The organism is Tamlana sp. s12 (assembly GCF_016767215.1).
GTDB lineage: Bacteria > Bacteroidota > Bacteroidia > Flavobacteriales > Flavobacteriaceae > Pseudotamlana > Pseudotamlana agarivorans.
Genome location: NZ_CP068547.1, coordinates 3,257,133 through 3,273,667 on the forward strand (window position 1 = coordinate 3,257,133; position 16,535 = coordinate 3,273,667).

The following is a 16,535-nucleotide window of genomic DNA, read 5'->3' on the forward strand; positions in this document are numbered from 1 at the left end:
GGGTAGATATGTTGCTTTTAAAATACGAAATAATCCATTTAAAAAAATTCATGTAATCTCATACTTGCTATTTATCGTAAGCTTATTTTTATTTACCTTGCTTACTTATTAAAATTCTTTTTCCTAAACAAACAATGAAAAACACCTTAACTTTTACACTTGTTTTATTCACTTATATTGGGCTTTCTCAATGTGTGACAAGTGATATATTCCTTTACAATCAAACTGATATAGACTCCTTTAAGGTTAATTACCCAAATTGCAAGGATTTAACAGTGAACTTAACTATAAATGATCTATATAATACAATTCAAAATTTAGATGGATTATCAAACATTACCTCGATTGATGGTGATTTTACATTGAGTAATTTTAATCAACCTATAAATGCGCTAGGATTGAAAAATTTAAAATCCATAAGTAGTGATTTTTATATAAATAATAATAACGATTGTACATTTTTAAATGATTTGAATATGTTGGAAGTTATTGGTAAAGATTTGGTAATCTCTAATAATGATGCTCAAATAATTTCGGGGCTTTCAGAATTAAAATCTATTGGAGGTAATTTAAAGTTTAATCAAAATACAAGTTTAAGTTTCACCGGTCTTGAAAAATTATTATCTATTACTAATGGAATTTCAATAGAAGATAATAATGAACTTATAGATGTTGCCGGATTTAATCAATTAGAATCTATTTCTGAAAATTTTATTATAGCTAGAAATGAAGGGTTAGAATCATTTCAAGGGTTTGAAAAATTGAATATTATTGAAGGTGACTTGATTTTTATAAGAAATCAAAACTTGACAACGCTTTCGGCCTTTAATAGTTTACAAACAATTACGGGAGATTTAAGATTCTTGTACAATACCACCCATGTAACCAACTGGTTTCCTAAGTTAACAAATATAGAAAGTTTAGAATTTTCAGAAAATGAAATTGTTACTATATCGGGGTTTAATAACCTAAAAACTATAACCAATTCTCTTTCTATTAATCAAAATGATGGTTTAGTAAACATAAATGGTTTTAATGCTCTTGAAACTATAGGAGGTTATTATTTTTTGGTGTCAGGAAATGATGAATTAACTTCAATTATGGGTTTTGGAAATTTAAATAACATTAAGGGGGATTTAAATTTTAGCAGTAATCCTAAATTAGAAATCTTGAGTGAATTCCCAAATATAAAATCAATAAATGGTTCCTTGCAAATAAGAAATAGCGCTTTAATGTCTATAAATGGGTTTAATTCTTTAAGCGGAAATGTTAAATATGTTAGCATTGCAGAGAATCAAAATTTGGAAACTATAAGTGGTTTTAATGCTTTAGAAGGAGTGTCTGCTAGACTTCACGTAGGAAACAATAATTTATTAACTATAATAAACGGCTTCAACAAATTAATAGAGATAGGTGATGAGTTAACACTGACAGAAAATGCTTTGCTTAGAGAAATAAGCGGTTTTAGTATGTTAGAAACAATAAACTCTAATGTTAGAGTTATTAAGAACTCAATTATCGACTGTAGTGGCTTTAATAGATTAAAGCGCATAGAAGGCAATTTAATTTTTTCTGAAAATAGTGGAATAATTGAGTTAAATGATTTTAATGAACTGGAGTCCATTGGTGGACAATTGCATATTTCTTATTCAAGCCTGTCTCATCTAAATGGTTTCAATAACCTTCTAAGTATAAACTCTTTATACATTACAGCTACTGACATCATACATTTTAGTGGTTTCAGTAATTTAGAAAAAATAATAAAGAGTTTTTATATTTACGATAACAACATTGAAAATTTCGATAGTTTTAAAAAATTGTCATCGACAGGTGGTAGTTTTGCGTTTATTTTTAATAGAAGAATAGAAGAGTTAAAGGGGTTTGATGCTCTTACTAAAATTGGGTACGATTTAGATATAAATCACAATGCTAATCTTTTCAATATCAATTCCTTAAATAAGATCGAAGATGTTAAAAACATTATTCGAATATATAACAATTCAAACTTAAGCCTATGTAACATTAATATTGTTTGTGAATTTTTAGAAAATAATACCAACAATATAGGTATAGGTGGAAACAAAAGTGGTTGTACTAATCAGGATGAAGTTAGATTTAATTGTGAAGCATTAAGCCAAGCTGAGAATATAAAATTAGACATGAATATTTTCCCTAATCCTACTGAGGATTATGTTAATATAAGCTACGGCAATATTATTCCCAAACAAATAGAAATATATGACCTGAGCGGTAGATTTATTTTTAAATCAAATAATGTAAAAACTATTGATTTAAAAAATTTAAGGGCAGGTACATATATTGCTAGGTTTACGTTGTCTGACGGATTTTATACGAAGAAAATTAGTAAATATTAAATCAGAGTGGAATCACTAAATTCTGGATAGACTCAAAAAGAGTAAAGTCTGATTTTTTTTTTTCAAAATCACATAAAAACCTCAATACACTTAGCTCCCGAAGAATTAAGTTCAACTGTAGGAATCGAAGCTGGTAATAATATGGTTTCACCAGTTTTTACGGTGTAGTTTACACCCTCGAACTGTAATTCTAAATCACCTTCAACGCACATGTAAATCACGAAGGAATCTAAAGCCATGTGATCGCGTTTTAATACGCCATCAACTTCAATGATATTGGTTTTAAAATAAGGTGAATTGACTAATGTATGTGCTTCATTTGTTGCAATACTATACGTTGTTTTGTAGTTAGCATGCACTTTATAATCTAAAACATCTATGGCCAAATCGTTGTGTAAATCACGTTTCTTCCCTGTTTTAGAGTCTACACGATCATAATCGTAAATACGATAGGTAATGTCTGAAGTCTGCTGAATTTCAGCTAATAGAACACCAGCACCAATAGCGTGAACACGCCCTGTAGGAATGTAAAACGTATCACCACTCTGCACGGTTTCATGGTGCATCACCTCTAAAACCGTATTATTTTCTAGGTGTTTTTTATAATCGGCTTGAGAAACTTCTTCGTCGAAACCTACAATAAGCTCGGCATCCTCATCGGCTTGCATCACGTACCACATTTCATTCTTTCCGAAGGAATTATGACGTTCTTTGGCAATTTCGTTACTAGGATGCACTTGAATCGAAAGTGGTGTTTTGGCGTCAATAAACTTGATTAGCAGTGGGAAATCATTTCCAAATTCCTTGTAGACTTTCTCTCCAACAAAGTCGCCTTTAAATTCATAAATTAAGTCTTTTAAGGTTTTCCCTTGTAAATCTCCGTTAACGACTTTGGTTTCATCACCTTCAACGTCAGAAATCTCCCAAGATTCCCCTATATTTTCTTCCGAGTAGTTTTTATTTAGCTGCGTTTTAAGTTTCTCGCCACCCCAAATTCTGTATTTAAATAAAGGTGAAAATTGTAAAGGGTATAAAGTCATAAAAATGAAAATTTTAAATAATAGTTAGTAGTTGTTTTACACAAATCTACATATTTTAAAAAAACATTTTTATGTGTTTTAGCAGGAATATCTTCAGTTTTACTAAAAACTAGCGTCTTCTGCCTCCAGAATACTCCATGGCATCCCCTTTTCCGAAGCCGTAGCTAAATCCGAAGGTTACAAAGCGACCCTGTTGCCTGTGGCTATAGGCTTCAAAATCATCTTGAATTGTCACCGCTTCATTGTATCGCGATTCAAATAAATCACGTACACTCATGCTTAAAACGCCTTTACCTTTTAAAATCTTTTTACGTAAACCTAAATCTAAAAAAGCAATAGCACTTACGTCACTTTGTAAGGTCCGGTAGGCTGAATTATAATTAGAAGTCGCTTCAAAATCAATATCAGCAGGTAATTTCAATTTGGCTAAGATTTTATAATTCCATTGGTCTCCCTTAAAATCGAATACCGTAGATTCATAACTCCCTTCACGAACAAAACGGTTGTAGTTGAAATCGACATTAAAGCTCAACCAATGTACTGGCGTATATTTGGTATTAAACTCAATACCAACCGTACTATTGGTTCCAATGTTTTCAGGACGTGTTATAATCACATTATCTACCGAGGTTTGTACACGCTCAATCACCTCTGTGGTGTACCTGTGAAACAAACCAAAGTTTAGTGATGTATTTCCTACCTCAAAAATACTGGTGATTTCATAAGAATCTGTAAACTCCGGCTGTAGGTCAGGATTTCCTTGACGGATATTAAAATTATTTCTGATGTTGAAAAACGGATTCAAATCCCAGAGTCGTGGGCGGTAAATACGGTTAGAGTATCCGGCTTGCAAAGAAATAGCATCTGAAACCTTGTAAGAGGTATGAATACTAGGAAACAGGTTGGAGTAATCCTGACTATTGTCCTCATCGGTATCTACTAAATAGGTATCTACCTGAGTGTACTCGTATCTTAAACCAGGTTTAACACCCCATTTGCCATTCTTATATGCTCCAGTGGCATAAACCCCCAGTACATTTTGATCAAATTCAAAGGTATTAGTAAGCCCTACATTCGTTTCATAATTACCATTTATTAAATCCTGAACCTCATAGTCATTACTCACATCATTCATCACATATTGAGCTCCAGTTTCTATACTCCATTTTTCAGAAAACGGTTTGGTATAATCTATTTTAAAAGTATAGGTGTTTTCACCAAAATCGGTTCTAGTTTTCTGAGAAGCATCTCTATCGGCACCAAAAATAGTTTCATCGTTGAAGGTGGAGTTTTGGTCTTTACTAAACGAGCGCCCCGTTGCACTAATTAATAAATCATGGTCTTCATGATCTTTAAAGTCTCTTTTATACTGTAGTTCATATTGCCATTTTGGATTGGAAGCTTCGGTAGTTTCTTGACGCGTCCATTCCGATTCTAAGACTTCATTAATATCAAACTGTTGAAAATTGTTGTTAGACGGCTGATCTTCATCTTCGAAGGCATAATTCCCCGAAAGGGTAATTACATTGAGGTCGTTAATATAATAGTCGGTACCTAAAGTGATGGTATAAAATTTTTCGTTCCTATACTCTTCTCCCGTATTATACAAGGTGGTATTATCATCTAAATCTTCATTGATATAAATGTTGTCCTGTGGTCTAGAACGTCTTCCTAAGCCCATTTGCGTAAACAAGTTGAATTTCTCAGAACGTTTATTTAAACTCACACCTACACTATTATTATCTGGCACACCAGCGTTTAAACTCACGGAGCCATTCACCCCTTTACGTTCTTCTTTTTTGATAACAATATTGATAATTCCAGAAGTTCCCTCAGCTTCATATTTTGCTGAAGGGTTGGTAATCACTTCAATTTTTTCGATCATATCGGCAGTGATACTACCCAAAGACCCTGAATCTTCGGTTAAAATAGAAGGCTTTCCATTAATTAAAACCTGAACACCTTGACTACCTCTCAAACTTATCGCTCCTTCAATGTTCACACTTACCGAAGGCACATTACTTAGAACCTCTAAAGCACTAACACCTGTATTACTAATATCTTTTCCGATATTAAAAACACGCTTATCTAACTTAAATTCGTTTCTTGACACTTCGGCCTGTACGACTACTTCGTTTAATTGTTCGGCATCTTCAGCTAATAGAATCACACCAAGATCGGCGGTATTATTTTGAATATCAAAGGTTTTTATAGTTTTTGAGATGAAGCCCATATAGCTCACTTCAACGTAAAAACTACTTGCAGACGTATCTAAATCAAAATGCCCTTCATCATCGGTAATAGAGCCGGTAATCGCCTTTTTAGTAGCCTGATCTACAATAGCCACTGTAGCGAAAGCTAAAGGTTGCTTGCTATTTTCTTCAACAACCTGACCTTTAATTTGAATGTTTTGAGCCGAACTTTTTAAACCCATAAACAAGGTTAAACATAACAGTGATAAAATAAAATAGCCTTTTCTGTGATTCATTTTCAATTGCGTTTATGCAAAAATGTTCATTTATTTTCAGAATAACAGATTGTATCCTGCGAACGACAAATTCATTCCAGTAAACGGCAAATCACTCCTTAGATAGCTTGATGATGTAAAAGCAAATGACATCAATTTGACGCTTAATTCTTTCATTGGTTGCACTACAAATACACAAACCCAAATTTACGTTTGCATGATTTATTTGGTTGTTCACAGAAGTTGCTTTTTATTATTCTTGTTTTAATTGTAATTTCGATTCATGAGTAAAGCAAAAACGTTTAAAAAAATAGCTTGGCGAGAAGTTGTCTTCCAACTTATCCTTCATTTCCTGGTTTTTATTTTCTACACCTACGATAGAACAAACAGAACCTTTGAATTTTACCATATTGTTTTCTTTTTAAACTATGCCATTGCTGCTGCCATTATTAGTTACATTTTAATACCAACCTTTTTCTATAAGAAGAAGTATTTAATATTTACCGCGAATTTAATTTTACTCATTATTGCTGTGATTCTTACTGAAGAATTTTTCCTCGAAAAAGTATTTTTCCCCAATACCAAGCGGTCTGATACTTTTCCTGGTGTCTTTTTTATGCTTGCTGATATTCTACCTGTTATCGCCATTCTATCTGGTTTTAAATTCACTTGGGACGCCATTGTAAAACAACGCCAGGTTGAGAAATTGACCTCACACATTCAAGAAAGTGAGCTTCAGTTTTTAAAATCACAAATTAACCCGCATTTTCTTTTTAATAATTTAAACAACTTGTATTCGTACGCGATTGAAGCCTCTCCTAAAACTCCTGTAATTATTTTAGAACTGAGTTCGGTATTGCGATATATGCTTTACGAGTGTAAGGCACGATATGTGTCTATCAGTAAAGAAATAGAACACTTAAAAAATTTCACTCAATTAAATGAACTTCAAATAGAAGAACGTGGAGTCATCAATTTTTCGGTTGAAAACATCAATACGCAGTATGAAATTGCCCCATTGATATTGGTCGTTTTTATTGAAAACGCCTTTAAACATAGTCAGTCAGCGCAATCCGAAGACATTAAAATTAACATCGACATTTCCATGACAGAGGACGTTTTAAATTTTCATTGTAGCAACAATTTTGTACCAATAAACAAACCCGATAATTTAACACATGGAATTGGCTTGAAAAACGTTAAAAAAAGGTTGGAGCTCCTCTACCCTGATGCCCACCAATTAAAAATTAATGAACATGATAACTTTTATCAGATTCATTTAACTTTAAAGCTTCATAAAATTGTTTAACTATGACTTGTATTATCATTGAAGACCAACCACCAGCGCAACGTATTTTAAAAAAATACATTGATGATGTGGATTTCCTTAATTTAGAAGGTGTTTTCTCTGATGCCATAAAGGCCATGGATTTCTTAAAGGATAATACGGTAGACTTGATGTTTTTAGACATTCATTTGCCAAAAATTTCGGGTATTGAGTTTCTTAAAAGTTCAAAACCTTTACCTCAGGTCATTTTAACTACAGCATTCTCTGATTATGCTCTGGAAAGTTATGAGTTGAATGTGGTCGATTATTTATTAAAGCCCTTTTCGTTTCAAAGGTTTTTGCAGGCTGTATCCAAAGTGACTCCTAAGCCTACAGAACTAAGCGCTCAAGTTCCTTCTGAAATTTTTATCAAATCAGGTTATGAGCATATAAAAGTTGTGATTGATGATATCCTATTTATTGCATCAGATTCCGATTATACTGAAATCATGACCGAAAATAAAAAATATGTTTCCCACGAGCCGCTACGCCATTGGATAGAAGTTTTGCCTCAGGATCAATTCTATCGCATTCACAAATCTTATATTTTAAACATTCAGAAAATAAAAAAATTAGTAAGCTCTACGGTTTACCTTCAAGGTGATTTTAAAATCCCAATTGGAAGAGTTTACAAAGATAATTTTACCAAAAACATCTTAAAGCTTTAGTTTTTTAAATCAGAATACGTATTAAAAATTTAAACATAAAAAATGCCCGCTAACAACGTTAACGGGCATTTTGTATTTAATCAAAAAGCTGTGAATTACTCACCGCCGTTAAGGGCTTTCTTCTTGTTAGATTTATCAACTGTTTCATACATAACAGGTGTTGCGATAAATAAAGATGAGTAGGTACCTACAACCACCCCTACAATTAAGGCAAACATAAATCCTCTAATAGAATCTCCACCGAAAATAAAGATGGCTAATAACACCACTAAAGTAGTTAATGATGTATTTAAAGTTCTACTTAATGTGCTGCTTAATGACACATCAACAATTTTACTGAAGTTCCATGACGTATGCTCATTAAAGTACTCACGAATTCTATCGAATACAACCACGGTATCATTTAAAGAGTAACCAATTACGGTTAAGACCGCTGCAATGAACGCTTGGTTAATTTCCATGTTAAATGGCATGAATTTATAGGTTAATGAGAATACCCCTAATACTATAAGCACATCGTGGAAAACGGCAGCCACTGCACCAAGAGAATATTGCCATTTCTTAAAACGGAATAAGATGTATAAGAACACCACGATTAACGACCCTAATACCGCCCATAAAGACGCTTGCTTAATATCGTCGGCAATGGTTGGTGATACTTTGTAAGTTTCTAATAAACCTACTTGTTTATTCACATCATTTAAGTCGATAAACTGCTCATATGAAATCCCTTCTAAATAAGGCACTAAAGCTTGGTAAAGCTTTTCTCTAATATGTTCATCAGCTTCTGTACCAGACTCGTTTACCATGTGTTTCGTAGTAATTTTTAACTGATTTGAAGAACCAAAAGTTTTAGCATCGGCACTACCAAATACGGCAGGGTCTGATAAAACATCTGTAATTTCAGCTGAAGAAACTGCATGAGCAAAACGTACTTGATACGTTCTACCTCCAACAAAATCAACACCTTGATCTAATCCGTTGGTAAATAATGAAACTAAAGAAACAACAATTAAAGATCCTGAAATGATGTATGCAATTTTACGTTTCTTTAAAAACTCGATATTGATATTTCTAAATAAGTTTTTAGTAATTCCCGTAGCGAATTCTAATTTACCACCTCTATTTGTATACCAATCGATTAATAATCTAGTAATAAATATTGCTGTAAATAAAGACGTTGCGATACCAATTAATAAGGTAGTTGCAAAACCTTTAATTGGTCCTGTACCAAATACGAATAAGATTAAAGCCGTTAAACCCGTTGTAATGTTCGCATCTAAAATAGAAGATAAAGCATTTCCGAATCCGTCTTTAATCGCTTCAACTTGTCCTTTACCTTTTCCTAATTCTTCTCGAATACGCTCAAAGATAAGTACGTTCGCATCCACCGACATACCAATAGTTAATACGATACCCGCAATACCAGGTAAGGTTAATACAGCGCCTAAACCAGAAAGTACACCAAAGATTAATAAGATGTTTAATAACATGGCGATATCAGCAAATAAACCAGATTTCCCATAATAAAATACCATCCATAATAATACTAAAGCTAAAGCAATCATGAATGACATGGTTCCACTTTGAATCGCTTCTTTACCTAAAGAAGGACCAACAACTTCACTAGAAATGATATCTGCAGAAGCAGGTAATTTACCAGCACGTAAAACATTAGCTAAATCGATCGCTTCGTTTAATGAAAAATCTCCAGAAATTGAAGAACTACCACCAGCAATAGGACCTGTAGTAACACCTGGAGCAGAGTAAACAATATTATCTAAAACAATAGCAATCTGACTACCTTGAGCATAAGCATTTCCAGTCATTTCTTCCCAGATCTTAGCACCTTTAGCATTCATTTGCATTGAAACTTCCGATTTTCCTACCGCGCTAAATTGGTTTCTAGCATCGGTTACTACATCACCACTTAATGGTGGAATATTTTCTCTGTTACCAACTAAAGCGTATAAATCAATTAGTTCGCTATTTTTTTCCGGCTTACCAAAAGCAAATTTTACGTAACGTTGCTCTGATGGTAATAAGTCTCTAACTTCTTTTCTGTTTAAATAATCAAGAACAGTGGCTTTATCTTTTGCTTCAAATTTAGCAATGATCGGTCCGCCTGGGTACCCTTGACCTCTAATAAGATCAAAAATTGGATTAACAGCAGTAACTGCCGTAGAATCGGTAACAGCATCACCTAATAAATCATCAATTTGAGAAGATTTATCATCAGTTTCTGTTGCAGCTTCTTCAGTACCTTTTTTAGTATCAACAACATCTTTTAAAGTCTCATTAGCTTGTGCTAAGAAAGGAAAGAACTGCTCACCTTTGTAAGCATCCCAAAACTCTAATTGCGCTGTACTTTGTAATAAACTTGTAGCACGCTCTACATCTTTAACACCTGGTAATTCAACTAAAATACGACCAGAAGTTCCTAAACGTTGGATGTTAGGTGATGTTACACCAAACTCATCAATACGCTTACGTAATACTTCGAATGCAGAAACGATAGACTCGTCAATTTTTCTTTCGATAACAACTTTTACTTCGTCATCAGACATGCTTCCGTCAATCTCACCATCTAATGCTTTGGTGTAAAAAATATCTGGAGACGCTAATTTTGTATCGCCTTTAATGGCATCAAATGCGGTGAAGAAATCTTCTAAATAAGTGTTTTGACCATTTTTTTGAAGCTCTGTAGCATCTTCTAAAGCTTTATTAAAAGTAGGATCGGCCGTATTATTAGCTAAACCTTTTAAGATATCTTTTACAGATACTTGAAGAATCACATTAATCCCTCCTTTTAAATCAAGACCTAAGTTCATGGCCTTTTGTTTCACCTCATTATAAGTGAATTTTGCAATACCCATGTTATACACGGTATCATTGGCAATAGATTGCAAGTAGTTAGATTCTTCTCTACTACGCTTTGCGTGATAATTTTCTTCTGAAGATGGAATTTTGTTTGTAGCCAATTCCACAGCTTCTTTTTCAATTTGATTTGCTTTGAATGTGAATGATAACTGATAAATACTTACCAAACCAAACAAAAGCGCAAACAATTTTACTAATCCTTTGTTTTGCATTTTATAATTTTTACGTCAATTTTTAATCGGGCAAATATAGAATTTAAGCCCAAAACTAACTAATGATTTATTTTTTATGGTTGTTTACTTTCTAAGTGCGCGGTTTTAGAAAGATTTATTGAAAGATAATAGGCTCATTTTTCATATTGATCAAGTGTTTTTCCATTAAAATAATGGCACTCATCAACATAAAAAACTTTTAAAATATAGCAGGCACATGCTATCTTAGCCTTAGCAAATGGGACCGGCTCGAACTTCGGGAATAACATGAAGGCCATCTTGGAAATCAAGAAAAATGTTTTGACACACTTTAAAGGCCGTTTGAAAAGTAATTTCTGCTTTCGAGGTATCAATAAAATCAACAGAAAACAGTGTATTGGAAGAAATAAATCGGTCGCTTTTAGAATCTACTTGTAAAACAAGCGTCCCTTTAAAATCCCAATCTGTGGTATTTCCCGACTGGATTTCATAGACATCGACATTATATTTTTTAGAATGATCTTCAGAAGGAAGCGGTAAAGGTTGTTGGTGCTCGGCATGAGCTAATTCAAGATGAGCCTCATCATTAAACACCTTTTTAATAATAGCGACATCGACGGTACTGTAGTAACTGATTCGAAATTCGCCATTGTCATTAGCTTTCACCTGAAGGTTACTTACCCCTGACTCTAATAGCTGATGTTTTATGTCACTTAAAACCAGTTGTAATTCTCTAGCCGATAAAGTTTCCTCAGAAAATTGTAAAACAACCTCCTGATTAGGCAAACTTACTTGCTGCTGAGAAAGGACACCAAAAAGGGTTAATGAAAATATAAAAGCGCTAAGGCACCATCTTGCTATCATGCGCCAAATATAAAAAAATTACTCTGGTATTGCTAATCCATACTCAAAACCACATAAAAAACTAAATATCAACAATTTAAACTAATATTTTACTAAAACATCACGCACCTCTCTTAAATAAAACACCTTAACTTAAACTTAATTATGACGAGTTAGGCTCCCTTGTGCAAGGTTTTCTTTAAATTATAATAATGGTACTCATTTCAAATTCAAACCTATTGATAGCAATAATTTACTTCAACACAGAAATTAGATTAAAAATAATAAACATTATTTTGTGAATACCAGATACATAAGTATATTGTACTCGATTACATAAAACAACTACTAACCCCATTTAACCTACTTTACAATGCAAAAAACTACCATTTTTTGTACACTGTTATGTCTAATTGCTATTTTAACAACTTCTCTTAGTCTAAGTGCTCAAAACAAATCAAACCAAATTCAATACAACACATTAACAAGTACGAAATCGATAAGTGCTACCGCTGCTAGTGATAGTGCCATAGCCGATAGTGATGGTGATGGCATTAAAGATAACATTGATGAAGATGATGATAATGATGGCATCTCAGACGCCATTGAAGAACAAGCCTGCGCAGCAATAGCCAGTTCTACCATTACCGAGTTTATCTTTTTAAATGAAACTTTTGGGGTTTATAGCTTTTCGGATCCAACTACCGCTCGTGGAGAGATCGGTGGTGCCGATTCCCCTTACACAGCTTCTACGGGATACACCTATCAGGATGGAGAAACTGCATCAAGCAATAACGACAGAAGTGTTGCAGATGGACAATATACCCTTACGAGTCAAATTGTTGATTCAAGTGACCCTCCTGCCAACCCTGGAGACAATGTAACTGTAACCCCAGCAGGTCACGTCGCTCATTGGGCCTATCGCGCCTGGGAGCCAATTAAAGACCATACGTCAGGAGACAACGATAGCAATGGTAGAGGTCGTATGGCCTTGTTTAATGGTGCTACTATTGCTAATAATGTATTTTATAAGACCACAATAACAGGTTTAATTCCAGGCGTTACCACTACCTATAGTTTTGCAGCTATCAATATTGATAATAAAACTTTTGATAAAGACAAAGATGGAAACGATGTCATGAGAAGTCAACCTGATATCACGGTAAATTTTTATAAATCTGATGGCACATCGTTAATTGCTACATACAATACAGGCAAAATTTACAGATGTTCACATTTTACAGATTCCAGCCAAGATGATTCCACATGTGATGAATCTGAATGGCAAGAATTTCCTTCCAATACTGATCCCGATCTCAATTTCACTACCGATGAGTCGACTATCATTGTTGAATTTGTTAATAATGCAGCAGGAGGTTCTGGAAACGACCTCGCTATAGATGATATCGTAATTAAACAATCCCTTTGTGATTTAGATGGCGATACTATTGCCGATGTTTACGACTTAGACTCCGATAACGACGGTATTCCAGATGTGGTGGAAGCTAGTATCGCTACAGACCCAACTTTTGATACTGCTACAATAAGTAACGGAAAAGGACATTTAACTGGTGCTACAGGTTGGACAGACACTAATAACAATGGTCTATTAGACAGCCTAGAATCCCTTACTTATGCTGATTTTTTAAATCATCCGTGGCGAGATGCCGATGGTGATGGCGTTCCAAACTATCTCGATTTAGATAGCGATAACGACGGACTTTTTGATGTGGATGAATCCGGAGCCACAAACACAAACGATACAAGTTTTTACAATGGTGATGGTGATAGCAATGGTAATGGTATTGGTGATGGCATCGACTCTGAAACCTTTAGAGGAAATGCTCCTGGTTACGGTGATGGTATTTTAGATGTTTTTGATTTTCATGAAGGGAACACTAGTCTTACTGATTCTTACGGAAATGATGGGCAAGAAAACCCTATTAATACTTTTGGTGATTCCAACATCCCCGATTATTTGGAGGTAAACCCACTAGCTACAAACGACCCTAGATTAATTTACGCAAGCCTATTGGATGGTAATGGCAAGCTTACAGATAATACTGATGCCGATGAAGATGGTGTCATGGATTCCTTGGATGGCGACAGTAGCTTATTTGGTTCTCCTAGAGACATAAATGGAAGCCATAGCCTATATTTTGATGGTCGCAATGACTTCATAGAGGATTCTACAGTTGATTTCTCAGCAGGTAGCGGCGGTACGATTATGGCATTTGTTAAATATGGTGGGGCTAATACCAAAAATGGATTTCAAATCATTGCAGGGAAGGATAATTTCTATTTGAGAATTGACACCGACCACACCATCAGAGCATTTATTGGTGCAAACAATTTACAGTCAACTACAGCCTTACAAGAAGGGGTTTGGACACATATTACTTGTACCACCAAAGTAGGAGAAACAAAACTTTACATTAACGGTGTTGAAGAAGCGTCGACAACAAGTTTTGGAGGTGTAGACAATGGTGGAAATTTCATGATAGGCAGCTCTACAATTGTTTCACCAGCCACCGAACCTACATTCTTTTACAAAGGCGAAATAGACGAAGTTAGAGTATTTAACGAAGCTTTAGCTCCTATTCATGTTAAGAGTAGTATCTATCAAGAATTAGATGAAAATACTTTTTCTAAAGGAACCGTACTAACTAACCTGTTTCCTAATTTCACCGATTATGCATCTAGCATCATAAAATATTACAAAATGGACACTTATGAAGATGATACGCTTGAAAACTTGGTTTTTAGCACCAATCCATCAGGAGCCAAAATGTACAATATTAAAAATATTTACAACCAAACCGCTCCACTTCCCTATGTAACAACACAAAATGGAAATTGGTCTGATTCTAATACTTGGTTACATGGCGATGTTTGGGATATTCATACCAAATCTGGAAATAAAGATGATGCTTCTATCGTTAAAATTTCGCATGATATCACACTTGATGGCAGTTATGATGTGCAAGGCACCGCAGGAGTTTTTATAGAATCCGGTGCAACTTTAACCATTTCAGCTTCAAAAGGGTTGTATACAAGTTTTGCAGTAGATTTATACGGAACTCTAGACCTACAAGGTGAATCACAACTTATTGAAACCGAACACAGCAATGTCACCAACTCTAGCAACGGAGTGCTTAAACGCGCTCAACAGGGAGCTTCTAGTATGTATGAGTATAATTACTGGTCGTCGCCCGTTGGAAGTGTTAGTTCAAATGCAGCAACAAATGCTAGTTACTCGGTTGAAGGTGTTATCTCTAACGTAAATTTCACCACAGGTATCAACGGGAGTGCAGGCACGATTTCAGAGTATTGGTTATACAGTTATCCAAACAAACCTGCCAACAATATTAACTATTGGGTTCATGTTGGAAAATCAGGCGCTCTAAATGCGGGTGAAGGGTTTACTATGAAAGGGACTGGTGCAGCACAGGATTATATTTTTGAAGGCATTCCATTTAGTGGAAATATTCCTGGCCTTACTTTAGATCCTGGAAATGAGTATCTGATAGGAAACCCATACCCTTCTGCGCTGGATGCTCATGCTTTTATAGATGATCATATTGCCGAAGGTGGTGGAAATAATTCAGATAACATCATAAATGGTGCCTTATACTTCTGGGATCATATATCCACCAACACCCATTATACCAGAGAATACGAGGGCGGTTATTCCATTATTACTAAAGCAGGATCATCACCAGCTGTGTCTAACGACTCTCGAATTAATGCTTCTGGAGCCTCAGGTAAAACAGCGAAACGATACATTCCAGTAGGACAGGCCTTTTTTGTTTCAACAGTACTCAATAGTTCAGCTGTTACAACAACTATAGACGGAGGAACTATCATTTTTAAAAACAGTCAACGTGAATTTAAAACGGAAGCCAGTAGCGAATCAGAATTTCTGAAATCAACTTCAAAAAAGTCAGCTAACGCTTCCAACATCGATACACGCCCAAAAATTAGACTAGCTTTTCATTCACCTGAAGGCTACAACAGACAATTATTATTAGGAACAGATCCTAATGCTTCAACAAATTTCGATATTGGTTTTGAAGCCCCACTCATTGAAAATCATAGAGAAGACATGTATTGGCTGCTTGATGATGTCAAATTAGTTATTCAAGCGATTAAAGATTTTGAGGACCCAGATCTTAAATTACCCCTAGGCTTAAAAGTATCGACAGAAGGATTAGTGAGATTAAAGATTGACGCTTTAGAGTATGTTGACGCGCAAACCGAAGTCTATTTATTTGATAATCTATTAAACACCTATCATGATTTAAGAGCTTCTGATTTCGAAATTCACCTAAGTCCTGGAGAATACCACGATAGGTTTGTAATGACTTTCTCTAAAGATGCAGCGCTACATATCGATGAAAGCACTTTCGATAAGGATTTACACATCTACTTTAACAACCAAAAAAACAGCGTCGTATTACATAACCCGAAATTGAAAACCGTAAAAAGAATAGGTCTTTTCAATATTTTAGGTCAACTCTTACAACATTTCGAAATTAACAACAAAGAAACTTATAATGAATTTAAAACAAAACAGTTAAGTTCTGGTGCTTATGTGATAAAATTAGAAACAACACAGGGCATCATATCTAAAAAGATTTTAGTAGAATAAGAAGGAAGGATGTAGGCTGTATTCAGTCAGACTAAGTTTGACTAAGTCCCAACATTGGTATAAATGATAAAACCCTCGATGAATTTTAACTTC

8 protein-coding genes are annotated in these 16,535 nt (G+C 34.5%); 4 read left to right on the plus strand and 4 right to left on the minus strand.

Going from position 1 to position 16,535, the window contains the following annotated elements; all coding sequences use genetic code 11:
- The first annotated feature begins 134 nt into the window (after nt 1-134).
- Complete coding sequence (locus JJL45_RS14030; RefSeq protein WP_068601850.1) at nt 135-2,375, plus strand: T9SS type A sorting domain-containing protein; 2,241 nt, start codon at nt 135-137, stop codon at nt 2,373-2,375.
- A gap of 68 nt (nt 2,376-2,443) precedes the next feature.
- On the opposite strand, the gene JJL45_RS14035 is transcribed toward JJL45_RS14030, so the two are convergent.
- Both JJL45_RS14035 and JJL45_RS14040 read right to left on the minus strand, forming a co-directional pair.
- The gene (locus JJL45_RS14035; RefSeq protein ID WP_068601848.1) at nt 2,444-3,415 is read right to left on the minus strand and encodes a type I phosphomannose isomerase catalytic subunit; all 972 of its coding nucleotides are present in this window, start codon (nt 3,413-3,415) and stop codon (nt 2,444-2,446) included.
- Nucleotides 3,416-3,524: 109 nt separating this feature from the next.
- Nucleotides 3,525-5,903: an outer membrane beta-barrel family protein gene (locus JJL45_RS14040; RefSeq protein WP_068601846.1), complete on the minus strand. Its 2,379-nt coding sequence runs from the start codon at nt 5,901-5,903 to the stop codon at nt 3,525-3,527.
- Between the two features lie 262 nt (nt 5,904-6,165).
- Here JJL45_RS14040 and JJL45_RS14045 point away from each other — a divergent pair, with 262 nt between their 5' ends.
- Nucleotides 6,166-7,191: a sensor histidine kinase gene (locus tag JJL45_RS14045; protein ID WP_068601844.1), complete on the plus strand. Its 1,026-nt coding sequence runs from the start codon at nt 6,166-6,168 to the stop codon at nt 7,189-7,191.
- 2 nt (nt 7,192-7,193) lie between these two features.
- The gene (locus JJL45_RS14050; protein WP_068601842.1) at nt 7,194-7,877 is read left to right on the plus strand and encodes a LytR/AlgR family response regulator transcription factor; all 684 of its coding nucleotides are present in this window, start codon (nt 7,194-7,196) and stop codon (nt 7,875-7,877) included.
- A 95-nt stretch (nt 7,878-7,972) separates the two neighbouring features.
- Here the strand turns inward: JJL45_RS14050 and secDF are convergent, their stop codons facing one another.
- Together secDF and JJL45_RS14060 are read right to left on the minus strand one after the other, a co-directional pair.
- Nucleotides 7,973-10,969 (minus strand): protein translocase subunit SecDF, encoded by a 2,997-nt coding sequence (gene secDF / locus JJL45_RS14055; RefSeq protein ID WP_068601840.1) that lies wholly within the window; start codon nt 10,967-10,969, stop codon nt 7,973-7,975.
- 231 nt (nt 10,970-11,200) lie between these two features.
- Nucleotides 11,201-11,812: a hypothetical protein gene (locus JJL45_RS14060; RefSeq protein ID WP_068601839.1), complete on the minus strand. Its 612-nt coding sequence runs from the start codon at nt 11,810-11,812 to the stop codon at nt 11,201-11,203.
- A gap of 352 nt (nt 11,813-12,164) precedes the next feature.
- Here JJL45_RS14060 and JJL45_RS14065 point away from each other — a divergent pair, with 352 nt between their 5' ends.
- Nucleotides 12,165-16,442, plus strand: coding sequence for a LamG-like jellyroll fold domain-containing protein (locus JJL45_RS14065; protein ID WP_068601837.1), 4,278 nt, complete (start codon nt 12,165-12,167; stop codon nt 16,440-16,442).
- Nucleotides 16,443-16,535 lie beyond the last annotated feature (93 nt).